This is a genomic window from Bacillota bacterium, assembly GCA_012837335.1.
GTDB lineage: Bacteria > Bacillota > Limnochordia > Darwinibacteriales > DTU012 > DTU012.
This window is the reverse complement of record DURM01000011.1, coordinates 13,710-26,440: the sequence shown is the minus strand read 5'-3', so window position 1 is coordinate 26,440 and position 12,731 is coordinate 13,710. Positions and strand designations below refer to the sequence as shown.

Below are 12,731 nucleotides of genomic sequence, written 5' to 3'. Positions count from 1 at the left end.
TGATGCGCGGGGGGGAAGTTGGTCTTAGTTTATCAGCTGACTAGTTAAAACAAAGGAGGTATATTAGTGAAAAGAGCAAGACTGTTGATCACTGCTATGTTGGTGAGTCTTATCGTTTTCGGTTCATCTGCTGCGGCTTTTGATTTGACCCAGTTTGGTCTGCAGCCAGCTGAAAACTATGATTTTGGTGGCGAAACTGTAACCATTATCTCCTGGACCAGCGAAAGAATGGCCAACTATTTCCAGGATGACCTGATGGTTATGGGACGGGTAGAAGAAGTAGAAGAACTGTTCAATGTTAAGATTAATTGGATGCAGGAGCGGGAAATTCCCGAGATTAACTTTAACCGCCTGTTATCCGGTGAATCTGTAAACGACCTCTGGCATGTGCAGAACAAGATCGGTTACTGGGAATTAGTATCTAATGACGCTGCTTATCCAGTTTATGAAATCATTGGCGACCAATACTGGGATAATATGCCCCCGAGCTTAAGACAAGTTGAGGAAGCCTTCAAGTACAAAGGCGAGTACTGGGGTATTGGACCAGTTGAGTGGCGTCCGCTCTTTGGTTACCAAAACGACTTGATATTTGTAGCTTATAACAAGACCCTGATTGACCGCGAAGGTTTAGCTGATCCTTTTGAGCTCTACCTAGCCGGCGAATGGGATTGGGACGCAGCTACTGAAATCGCAATTGCTGCTACTCAAGACCTCGATGGCGACGGCGAAATCGACCAATGGGGTATTGTAGACGCACGTCCTTGGGACTTGGCGGTATCCAACGGTGCGAGCTTAACTCGCGTTGACGAGAACGGCAGAGTTATCTTTACCGGAGATGAGCCAGCTTACCTGGAAGCTTTAGAGCAGTATCGTCTGTGGTGGAGTGAACTGAAAGTTCAGATGCCAACTAACAGCTCTGGTGATCTGAGAAACGCATTTGTTAACGGCAGAGCTGCAATGTGGTTCTACGCAGGTTCCTGGCAGCTTCCAGACTACCTGATGCCGATGGAAGACGAATGGGTAATCGTACCATATCCAAAGGGACCAAGAGTTGACGATTACCAATGGACAGTACAGGCTCTGAATACTACCCTCATTCCGGCAAACGCTGCTCAACCCGAAGCATTAATCGCACTCAAGACTTATATGTGGCGTGAAGAAGACGTAACCCAAAGTGATCTCCTTGCAAGACACGTCCGCAATCAACAATCTGCTCAAGTTTTCTTAGAAGGCAATATGAACTGGTCTGGTACCGCTTCCAGATTGTTTGAGACCTTCTTGGGAACATATGTGGACGATGTACGTTTAGTCGGTCAAGGTGAACTCAGCCCGGCAGCATGCATGGCCGCATTAAAACCGGTTATTCAAGCTAACCTGGACGATCTCTTTAACCAATAATTCATTCATGAGGGGAGGAAACTCCCCTCTTTGGACTAATTTTATTTATATCTTTAAATTCAATTGATGAGGAGAATCGTTGTGCTTGAATCAATCCAAGTTAAAGTACCAACATTTGTCGACAACAAAGTGAATATTCGGGATTTTGGAGCGGTTTCTGACGGTAAAACCTTGAACACCGAGGCGATCAATGCAGCAGTAGAAGCCTGCGCTGCAGCAGGTGGAGGTCAGGTTATTATTCCAAAAGGATTATGGCTAACAGGACCGATTATTCTTAAAAGCGGCATCAATCTTCACGTAGAAGCTGGTGCTGTTGTTCTGTTCACTCCTAATTATGAGCAGTATCCGCTTAGGAAAGTAAGTTTAAATGGAGTGGAACATGTTATGGTGACATCACCTATCTATGGTGAGGATTTAGAGAATATAGCCATTACCGGCAGCGGTGTGTTTGATGGATCGGGACACTGCTGGCGGCCTGTAAAACGCTTTAAAATGACAGATAAGCAGTGGCGTGAGTTGACCGCATCAGGTGGTGTTGTTGATTCCGATGGCGAGATTTGGTGGCCGAATGTGGAAGCTATGGAAGGCGCGGAGAAACTGCGGCAGCTGATGGTCAAAAAGGCTCCCTTAACAGAATATGATGCTGTTAGGGTTTATCTTCGTCCGCGGTTAATGAATCTAATTAACTGTCGGGTAGTATTAATTGATGGTCCTACATTTCAAAACTCACCGATGTGGAATCTCCATCCGATTTTATGTGAAGACATTACTTTACGCAATATCACGGTGAGAAATCCGTGGTATTCCCAAAACGGAGACGGTTTAGATTTGGAGTCGTGCCGCAATGCAGTTGTGGAAAACTCTGTCTTTGATGTTGGTGATGATGCCATCTGTCTTAAATCAGGCAAGGATGAGATTGGGCGCAAAATCGGTGTGCCAACAGAAAATGTTGTGATCCGCGACTGCCGTGTTTATCACGGTCACGGTGGATTTGTAATCGGCAGCGAGATGTCGGGAGGAGTTCGCAATATCTGGGTGACCGGATGTCAGTTTATTGGTACCGACGTAGGTCTGAGGTTTAAAAGCACTCGGGGACGGGGCGGTGTAGTCGAGAATGTTTGGATCGATAGTATTGACATGGTCAATATCGACGGACCCGCGATTCTCTTCGATATGTACTATGAGGTCAAACCGGATGAGAAAAAGGTAATGCCGGTAACTGAGGAGACTCCAAAGTTCCGGAATGTTTCAATGAAGAATGTGATCTGCCGCGGCGCAGATATTGGCATCTTTGTGCGGGGACTTCCTGAAATGCCAGTTAGGAATTTGACATTTGAAAACGTAAGTATTACCTCGGATCAAGGTATCCAAACCATATATGCGGAAGCGATCGAGTTTAAGCAGGTATTAGTGGAAGATCCCAATGGTAAAGTTCTCTTTGACAGTGAAGCTTAAAGGTCGGGAGGGGTCATTGAATTGCAGCTTACAAACAAGGTGCTTTTAACTGCTCTGCTCCTAATTGTTTTCGCAGGATTAGGACAAGCGCAGTTAGAGTATGAGCAGTTTATGGCGATGACAGTGGACCAGAACCCACAGATAAGAGCAGAGGCTGTAGCTCTCTTGGAAGCAGAAAAAGTCAGCGAACAGCAGGTAATAGACCGCCTGGTCGAGCTATTAGCTGATTCCGATTATAGTGTTCAGCAGGTGGCCAGCGCCGCTTTAGTTAAAGTGGGCAGCGCGGCGGTGCCGAGCTTGGAATCAGGTTTAACCAAGTATTCCCATGCTTCCATGCTGCCGGTAAGGCAGGCAATTGCCCGCATCCTCGGTCAGATTGACACAGCAGAAAGTGTGACTGTGTTGATGCAGATGTTGAATGACCCTGCTCCCCAGATACGTCGCGCCGCAGCGCAGGGATTGGAAGCAATTGGACCTGCTGCTAGGCACACATCGAGAAAGCTGGGTGAGCTGATTTTAGACCGCAACGAAGATGCGCAGGTACGGGCAGCAGCTGCGCAGGCAATTGGCAAGATCGGATACGATAATGATCTGGCTGTTTTGGCTCTGGCAGTAGCTCGGGTTGAATCTGCCTTCCAGCTGGTGTGGGCGGCGCAGGGAGCGTTGAATAATCTCCAAATCGATACAGAGGTTATGGTAACCGCGCTTCTGCGGCTTCTTGACGATGCTAAATTGGGCTTTTTGGCCAATGATGCTCTGATTCATATCATCAATACGAGTAAAGATGGTATTTCTGTTGTTAAAAACATCTTTCTGTCGGCAGATACCGATGTCAAGCAGCTTTTGGCAGTGCATTTAGGTGCCTTTGCAGTTGGAGTAGATGAAGCAAGTCAATCAGAAATGCTTGAACTCTTCCTGCTTGCCCTTAATGATGAGAATGCCCAGGTGCGTTTATCTGCCTGCCTTGGTGTGACTGCTCTGGATTCTGCTTATGCAGGAATAGTTCCCCGTTTAGCGGAGTTAGCAGAAGATCACGAGGAGAGCATCGAACTGCGTCGAGCAGCAGTTAATGCGTGGGAATGGTTGGTTAAAAATGACTACCAGCTGGAAGAGCAAATTATTGCTCATGCGCTGGACAGCAGCGAAGACAGGCAGATTCGCGAATCGGCGTACAGAATGATCGGGCTGATGGACAAGGTCAGCTCTCAGTTGGCGCTTAAGCTGCTGGCTGCTCTTGACCAGATCGACAGCGACTGCCGCTGGGCAGTTTCTCCTTATCTATTTGCGGCAGCCAAGCAGGATTCTGAGGTGCTCAAGGCTTTGATTAATACCGCGATTGATCATAGTGACTCGGAAATTAAGCTTTATGCGGTAAGAATTTTAAGTGCTGTTGGTCCCGGTGCTGATCAGGCTATCCCAATCCTGATGGATATGGTACTGAATGCCCATGAGTCCAGTTTAAGGATTGCAGCAGCTAGAGCTCTAAGTGAAATAGGTGCTGGAAGATCAGATTTAAATGATATCTTTACTCTGCTTACAGCCGATTCAAATCCAAATGTAAGTCGTATTGCCAAGCAGTACTTAGGTGTATCTCAGCTTTCGGAACCGCCTATTGTGCCGGCTTTCCCAACCGCTGAGGGTTTTGGAGCATGGACCCAAGGTGGACGTGGAGGCAGGGTTTTCATTGTAACTAATTTAAATGATCGGGGTCCCGGTTCTTTAAGGGAAGCGATTGATGCCAGTGGTCCACGAATTGTTGTTTTTGCAGTTAGCGGTGTAATCAGACTGCAGTCGCCACTGCTGATCACAAATCCTTACTTAACGATTGCCGGTCAAACTGCTCCCGGTCAAGGAATTACCATAGCCGATTATGATACCAGAATTCAGACCCATGATGTGATTATTCAGCATCTCCGGTTCAGACTTGGGGATCTGCATCAGCAAGAAGCTGACACATTGTGGATCAATGAATCGAAAAACATAATTCTTGACCACGTCTCGACTAGCTGGGGTGTGGATGAAACACTTTCCGTATCTGCAAGCGATAATATTACTGTGCAGTGGTCTCTGATCACTGAAAGTCTTAAAAATACGTTTCATTCAAAAGGAGCCCATGGCTATGGCTCACTAATTCGCGGCGAGTTCGGCAGCAAGTACTCTTTCTTAAACAACCTTTGGGCCCATCATATGGGCAGAATGCCGCGCCCGGGCAACTATACTGATTATCGCCGCGATCCGGAAGGTGCATTAATTGATTTTCGCAACAATGTGTTTTACAACTGGGGCGGCACAACATCAGGGGCAAACAATGACAATAACTCTGTTACAAAGTATAATTTTATCAATAATTACTACATCAGTGGATTCAACTCAGGCGGCAGTTTAGCATTTCGGGAATATAGTCCCTATGCACAAGCATATTTTGCCGGCAACTACATGAACGGCGATGTACCGACCGATCCTTGGAGCCTGGTTGATGTGCGGATCAGCCGCGATGTTTTCGAAACTTCGTATAGGCAGTCGCAGCCTTTTGATACCGGTTTAGTAACCACTGTTTCTGCTCTGGAAGCTTATGAGCGCGTTATGGCAGATGGCGGGGCATTACCTCGAGACCTGATTGACCAGCGTGTGGTCCAATCAGTGATTGAACGTACCGGCAGGCATATTGATTCACCCCAGGATGTCGGAGGACTGCAGCGGGTGTTTTCCCACCCGGCAGCCAAAGACAGCAATTATGATGGGATTCCTGATTGGTGGTGCATCAGATATGGTTTTGATCCCAGCTGGGATTTGCCACTCAATGAGGATTTTGATGGGGATGGCTACACCAATATTGAAGAATACTTGCACGGTACGGATCCCGAGGTTTATGTAGATTACACTAAAGGAAAGGGGTATCAGTAGTGGTCAAAAGAGTGTCATTGGTTTTGTTGATCGTTGGTGCTGTGCTGTTAGCAGGGTGTTCTGATTTAGCAGTGATTGAAATCACCCACGATTACCGCTCTAATTTGGAGGTTGGCGAGACTGTCAATCTAACCGCAGAAGGTAAATCCGGTATGGATACGGCAGTTCGGCTGACTGAGGTGACCTGGACGGTAAATGATGAATCTCTGGCATCAGTAACCGGAGATGGACTTACTGCGGTTTTAACAGCCCTGAGACCTGGCGAAGTTGTGGTAACCGCGGAAGCTGACGGTGTTTCCGGCAGCATCACATTTAATGTTTCCTCAGAACTACCCAATCCTGTTGTCTACGAAGAATCTTTTGAGGACTTTGAAGTTGGCCAATATCCGGATGGATGGATTGTGACTGATCGAGAAGTTCACGATGGCACCGGATATTCAGGCGGCAGAATCAGCACTGAGCGGGCTTCAGACGGCAGTAAATCCGTCAAAATCGTGAGTGTGCCCGATGCAGAAGGAAGAGTTGATATTGAATTTGATGAACCACTTCTCTATCACTCGCTCACAGTAGATATTTACAAAGACCCTGATGTTACCGAAAATGCAAATCTTGAATTTTTCTCTGAGTCAGGCCGTTTGTTTGGACTCTTTATGACTCAAAGCGGCAATGTTGGCCACCGCAGACCAGACGGTTCTAACAAACCATACACTCACAGTATGCCAAATGGCCAGTGGAACACTGTGGAATTCCAGTGGAACGATGCGACTAAGAAGTATAAGGTGTTTATTATTGTTGATGGCGTGAGGGAAGAGGTAACACCAGCAGGCGGAGAGGACTTCGAAGAAGCAGCAAGAGATGGACAAGTAATCAGGTTTAGCGCTGCAGTAACCAAGCGCGACATGGATAAAACGATCTATATCGATAACATTCGCGTTGTGGACCTGGCAGTCCAGGAGCTGTTAGAACAGTAATTTTTTGGGGGTACTCTGCAGTACTCCCAAACAAAATGATATTTTTAACAGGAATTTTAATCGAAACGGCAAAATATTAACTGTAAGCAAAAATTGGGAGGTGGATAATAGCAGCAAACTGGCAGGTTGTTGTTTTACTTACTTTGAAAAATAACCAAATGGAGGGCATGTAGATGAGAAAAACATTAATTGCTGTTACTGTATTTTTGTTAGTATCAGTGCTGAGCTTAGCTGTATCCGCTGAAGAACTCGTGTTTTTCGATTCCTTCGAGGACAACACTATTGGTGAGAAACCTGCTGGTTGGGAACTGACTCATGATTTGGCGGCTCAAGTTGTAGACGCTGCTTCTGGCAGAGTATCTGATGGTAACCTAGCAGTAGTGCTGAATAACACTCCTGATCTTTACGGCGAAATCGTCCAGGAGATTCCTGAGGTTGTTGAAGGCAAAATGATGGTTGACTTCTATCAGCCAAGCGCCATCAGGGACAACATCAATATTGAAGTTCACAGTGCAAGCGGCAGACTGATCGGTGTCTTTGTTACTGGCAGTGGAAACGTACGCCCCCGCCCTGCTGGCCAGCAGACTGAAAATCTTGTCAATCTGCCAAACGACAGATGGCATACCTTAGTTCTAACTTGGAATGCAGAAGGATTTAACGTTTACTACCTGGATGCTGTAGGCAATCAAATTGTAATTTTAGAAAATGCTGAGTTTGATCCTGCAGGTGTTGAAGGTGGAGCGGCAAGCAAGATTCTCTTAAATGTTTCCCGTCGGGAAGATCTCAAACAAGCATATTTCGATAATGTCCGCGTTTATGATTTAGCAAAATAATAAAGTGTAGATTAAAATGAATGGGAAGGACTTCACTATGAGGAAAAAGCATCTTTTGGTTCTAGCTTTGGCCCTGATATTACTTGTGGGCTGCAGTTCTGATCTAGCGCAGGTTAGGATCGAAATGGATGCAGCGTCAGTCGATGTTGGGGATGAAGTCAAGCTTTCACTAGTAGGACGAACTGCTGTAGGGGTGCTGACTGAAATAACCGAAACCCCAGTTTGGGAAGCGGTTGGCGGTACAATAACTCCGGGCGATGACAATCAAGCTGTATTTGTTCCTTCAGAGGAAGGAAGAGTCACTGTCAGAGTTACAGTAGGAGAGTTTACTGATGAAATAAGTTTCAATGTAGGTGAAAAGATTATCGCAGTTCGCTCTCTCGATTTTATTGCTCAAGGGGGCGGTTCAGTCCAGGTTCAAACCGATCGCACTTACCCCTGTTTCTCTCACTGGAACGATCTCGGTCACTGGTTGGAGTGGGAGTTTGATGTGCCGAAATCAGGAGTCTATGTTCCTGTCATGATGTATTCAACCGGAGCACGCTATGATGTCTTCCGCAGTGTAAGCGTAGATGGAGAGCTGGTCATTGAGTCCGTAGAATTTCCCAATACGGGTGGATTCGGCCGCAATCCGGAAGAGTGGCGGAGCATCAAGCTGGAACCGATTTATTTGGAAGCCGGTAAACGCATTCTCCATATCGAGAATATCGTTCCGGATGTTGAAACAGGCCTCAATCCAGCGTGGATTGCTCTGGTTCATCCAGTTGAATTGGCAGACAGCCCGGACATCGTGGCACGGGTTGATTCACTGCTGGGATTATAAAAGAATCATGCAGCCGCCAGGCATCGGTCTGTCGGCTGCTTAACTTCGCCCTGGGAGAAAATAACTGGGCAGCATTGATTCTGCTCCATTATTGTCGTAGAGATACCGTTGGAATAGCAGAGCGCACTAATACTATGTTTTGGGACAGTCCGAAGATAGTAGAGCAGACTAGTCTGACTGATTAGGTAAAAACTTTTACCAGCTGATTCTAAATAAAACTGAGAGCGTGATAGGCGTGAGAAAAATCCGCGCTTAGCGCTAGTAAAAGGAGGAAGCAAAAATGCAAAAAAGGGTATTATCTTGTGTATTGTTAGTTGTGCTGTTAGTTGGCTTAAGTCAAATTGCGGCAGCTGAGTCTGTTGTCGACAATATTGTTGCTTGGAAAGCAGTAGATTTTATTAATCAGGACGGAGGAACTGTGCAGATTCGGAGTGATCGGGCGTATCCTACATTTTCCCATTGGGACTATGCTGATCACTGGGTCGAGTGGAAAGTTGTAGTGAAGGAAGACGGTCTCTATGTGCCTGCAGCTATGTACGCTACCGGTAGAGATCAAGCTCCGCGGCAACTGAGTCTTAATGGCGAGGTTGTTTTAGACATGGTCTTCTTCTCAACCGGAGATTTCCTCACATATCAGCTCGGCTTTTTTGATCCGATAACGCTGGCGGCTGGTGAGTACACTGTCCGCATGACCGTATCAGCAGATCCGGGTGTGCATGTAGGGGTAAATCCAGCCTGGTTTGCTTTTCTGCCGGTAGATGTAATTTTAGGCATGGATGACGATGAAATAATTTCAACCGTAGAGGCTATGTTGGGACTGTAAACTTAAATAATCCTCAGTCAAAGGAGCTGGTTGATGTGCGCTATCGTGTTGGATTAGCATTGGTTATGGTGCTGTCACTGGTGCTGAGCGGATGCTTTGGTTTCTTAAAGCCAGATAAAGAACTGGCTAAGCTGGAACTTAACGCTGCCAAAAACATGATTGAACCAGGTGATGCCAATACATTGACAGTAGATGGCAAAGCTGAAGATGACAGCACGGTGGCTGTTGAACTGACGGCTGACGCATGGAAGCTTGTTACTGAAGGAGCAGGAAAACTCGAAGCTAAAGCGGATAATCCAAATCAAGCAGTATTTACAGCTGCCGAAGACTTTACTGGTGACGTTAAAGTTGAAGTCAAGTTGAATGATCTGAACGCGGACGTTACATTTAAGGTTGTTGTCACTGAAGTCAAAGGGGTTAAAGCTGGAGATTTGAAGGAGCAGGATGGCTATCAAGACTCGCCGAACAAAGATGATCATAATGGTGTGAGAATTGTTGAGGATGACCAGCGGGGTTATGCTCCGGGAACCGTCTTTACCCACTGGAACTGGCCGGGACACTGGATCAAGTGGGAAATCGAAGATGTTAAAGCTGGAGAGTACGCATTGGTACTGCGCTATGCAACCTCATCCGCCGAAGAATTTACCAAACGCACCTTGAAGGTAAATGGAGAAGAGGTTCGTGGTGCGGATAATCCGATCGAACTGCCGACAACCGGTGGTTTTGCCGGCGGTGGAGCAGTTGGGGATTGGAGCTATCAGGTTGTACCCGGGATTAAGATTGAGCAGGATGGCAAGGTCGAGCTGATACTTACCCACGCAGGGACACCAGGTGAGAGGAAAGGCACAAATTTAGCCTATCTGGCTCTGGTTTCTCCGGCAGAATTTCCAATTGATGACAGTTTCTTACTGAGAATTGAAAAAGCAATTGGAGTGGAAAGAACAGAAGGTATGTGGGACTAAAAGATAGGATGTGAAGCCCGAGATCATGGTGATCCGGGCTTCTTTTACATGGGTTTTAGGAAGTTTTACTGGATAAACTTGGGAATAAAATTGGCGAATATGTATAAAATCCACTGTATTTGCGGCAGAAAAATAAGGAAATTTACCTAATGTTAATATATAATTAAATATAGAATTGAGAGTATGGTAAAATCTGCACGCTTGTGTGCGGCGATGCCATGTTAAATAAAAGAGGATTTAGTTAATCGGAGGCGAACAATTAATCTAGGTTAGGGTTTATCGAGCGGGCGTTCTTAATTCATTATAAATCACAAGGATGAATTGGAAGGAGAGACCTGCAGTGAAACTCAGCATTAAGAGAAGTAAGTCAACCTCAGCCGCAGTAGGACTCATAGTTATTCTTTTAATGCTCATCTCGACGAAGGTATCAGCAGTAGAATCACTCGTAGTTCCGTATGAAAGCTACATTTATGATTTTTGGGGTGCTCCGGTACCGGCTCCTCAAGCGTATCTGCCCGTAAAAATGATGACCGGGCTGGATATGGGAGCAGAAACTCTGTCAAATCCTCAGGATATCACAGTTGTAGGTGACAGAGCCTATATCCTAGATACAGGTAAACACCGGATCATCGAACTTGATGAAAACTGGCAGTTTATCCGTAGTATCAGTGAATTTATGAACGGCGATCAAGTCGATCGCTTCAGTTCACCTGAGGGATTTTTCGTAACTCCTGATGGGAAGTTTTATGTAGCGGATACCGGGAAAGAGCGGATAGTCATCCTCGATTATGAAGGAAATCTGCTTGATATCATTACCTCGCCCCATGTCGATTACCCTGATATGTTCCCTGATCGATTTGTGTTTAGGCCGCGCAAAGTCGGCGTAGATCACATTGGACGTATTTACGCAATTGCTCAAGACCTCTACGATGGTATTGTGGTTTTAAACAATGAGGGCGATTTTACCGGCTTTGTCGGTGCGCCGCGCGTTTCAGTATCTGCAGTAGAGTTATTTTGGGCTTATATCCAATCAGATGAACAGAGAGAAAGAAGCCAGCTGTACCTGCCGATTGAGTATGCCAGCATTGATATTGATCCCGAAGGCTTTATATATGCTGTTGAGGCAGGTCCCGCTAATGATACGGCAATTAAACGCTTAAATCCGGGTGGAGTAGATATTATTGTTCGCAACGGTTTCGTTCCAATGCGGGGCGACTCTGCGTCTGCTTTTGACAGCAGTGAAAATAACGATACGAGAAGCCGCTTCGTTGATATCGTTAACCGTGAATTTGGCATGTTCAGCGCGTTGGACCGCCAGCGTGGAAGAATCTTCACCTATGATAATCAAGGTAACCTGCTGTATGTCTTTGGCGGCATTGGTGATGCTGTAGGCCTGTTTACGCGGCCGCAGGCAATCACTACCAAAGGAGAGCAGGTGATTGTTCTCGACGCGGATGGAAGAGTTACGATTTTCGAGCCGACCAATTATGCAAAAATGATCCACGCTGCCCTTGAGTATTATGACGCAGGTGATTACCAGCGCTCTACAGAGACCTGGCAGCAGCTGACCCGAATCAATCCTAATCTCGACGTGGCCCATACCGGCATCGGTCGGGCGCTCTTCTATGATGGTCATTACGAAGAAGCCATGCAATCATTCCGGCACGGCCAAAATCGCTCCGGTTATTCCCAGGCATTTACTAAATACCGTCAGAACTGGGTAAATGAGCATTTTGGACTTGTTGCGTGGATTATTATTGTCATAGCTTTAGCTATTTATCTTATTTCCAAATTCCGTCTCTGGCAGCGCCTAAAGCAAGCAGTTGGTGGAGCGTTAGTGGACAGATGGGGAGAAACCGCAGCTACCGTTGTGTACCTTGGTGTTCCCATCAACAACACTCAATCTTTTAAAGCAATTTTCTTAAAGACTTTAGACAGTCTTCGCTATGCTCTGCATGTAATCTTCCATCCCTTTGATGGTTACTGGGATTTGAAACATGAAGAGCGGGGAACAGTAGGAGCTGCCAATATCATCCTGTTAGTTACTGTTTTATCTTGGGTGTTTTACCGCCAGTACACAGCATTTACTTTTAACACCCTCAGAGTTGAAACGTTAAATATCCTGACAGAAGCATCAAGTATCCTCATTCCGGTACTGCTTTGGTGCATCTGCAACTGGGCACTGACTACTTTAATGGAGGGTAAAGGTACATTTAGAGACATTTATATAGCAACAGCTTATGCACTTACACCACTTCCGTTGGTGTTTGTACCAGTAACATTAATCAGCCATTTCCTCACTCAACCAGAGGGAGCATTCATCCAATTAGCGGTTTGGATTGCAGTGGTTTGGATGGTTGGTCTGATTTATGTCGGCACCATGATAACTCATGAGTATTCCGGCCCCAAAACTCTGATTACTTCAGTTTCTACTGTTGCCGGAATTGCTGTCGTATTGTTTATTCTCTTGTTGTTTACCAGCTTAGTGAATCAGGTGATAGGTTTTATCTACAAAATCTATCTGGAACTAGTCTTTAGATGATGTAGTTAGCCTGAGTGGAA

9 protein-coding genes are annotated in these 12,731 nt (G+C 46.0%); all 9 read left to right on the top strand.

Going from position 1 to position 12,731, the window contains the following annotated elements:
• The first annotated feature begins 66 nt into the window (after window positions 1–66).
• The 9 genes from GX019_01810 (at window position 67) to GX019_01770 (ending at window position 12,711) form a co-directional block, all read left to right on the top strand.
• Window positions 67–1,398 (top strand): hypothetical protein, encoded by a 1,332-nt coding sequence (locus GX019_01810; protein HHT35891.1) that lies wholly within the window; start codon window positions 67–69, stop codon window positions 1,396–1,398.
• Between the two features lie 81 nt (window positions 1,399–1,479).
• Window positions 1,480–2,853 (top strand): glycoside hydrolase family 28 protein, encoded by a 1,374-nt coding sequence (locus tag GX019_01805; GenBank protein HHT35890.1) that lies wholly within the window; start codon window positions 1,480–1,482, stop codon window positions 2,851–2,853.
• A gap of 21 nt (window positions 2,854–2,874) precedes the next feature.
• Window positions 2,875–5,757, top strand: coding sequence for a hypothetical protein (locus GX019_01800; protein ID HHT35889.1), 2,883 nt, complete (start codon window positions 2,875–2,877; stop codon window positions 5,755–5,757).
• A complete protein-coding gene (locus GX019_01795) occupies window positions 5,757–6,728 on the top strand; it encodes a hypothetical protein (GenBank protein ID HHT35888.1) in 972 nt (323 codons plus the stop codon). The genes GX019_01800 and GX019_01795 overlap by 1 nt, the downstream gene beginning before the upstream one ends.
• Before the next feature lie 173 nt (window positions 6,729–6,901).
• The gene (locus GX019_01790; protein ID HHT35887.1) at window positions 6,902–7,561 is read left to right on the top strand and encodes a hypothetical protein; all 660 of its coding nucleotides are present in this window, start codon (window positions 6,902–6,904) and stop codon (window positions 7,559–7,561) included.
• Window positions 7,562–7,598: 37 nt separating this feature from the next.
• A complete protein-coding gene (locus GX019_01785) occupies window positions 7,599–8,384 on the top strand; it encodes a hypothetical protein (GenBank protein ID HHT35886.1) in 786 nt (261 codons plus the stop codon).
• 280 nt (window positions 8,385–8,664) lie between these two features.
• Window positions 8,665–9,207 (top strand): hypothetical protein, encoded by a 543-nt coding sequence (locus GX019_01780; protein HHT35885.1) that lies wholly within the window; start codon window positions 8,665–8,667, stop codon window positions 9,205–9,207.
• Between the two features lie 35 nt (window positions 9,208–9,242).
• A complete protein-coding gene (locus tag GX019_01775) occupies window positions 9,243–10,169 on the top strand; it encodes a hypothetical protein (GenBank protein ID HHT35884.1) in 927 nt (308 codons plus the stop codon).
• Window positions 10,170–10,509: 340 nt separating this feature from the next.
• A complete protein-coding gene (locus tag GX019_01770) occupies window positions 10,510–12,711 on the top strand; it encodes a hypothetical protein (GenBank protein ID HHT35883.1) in 2,202 nt (733 codons plus the stop codon).
• Window positions 12,712–12,731: the final 20 nt, after the last annotated feature.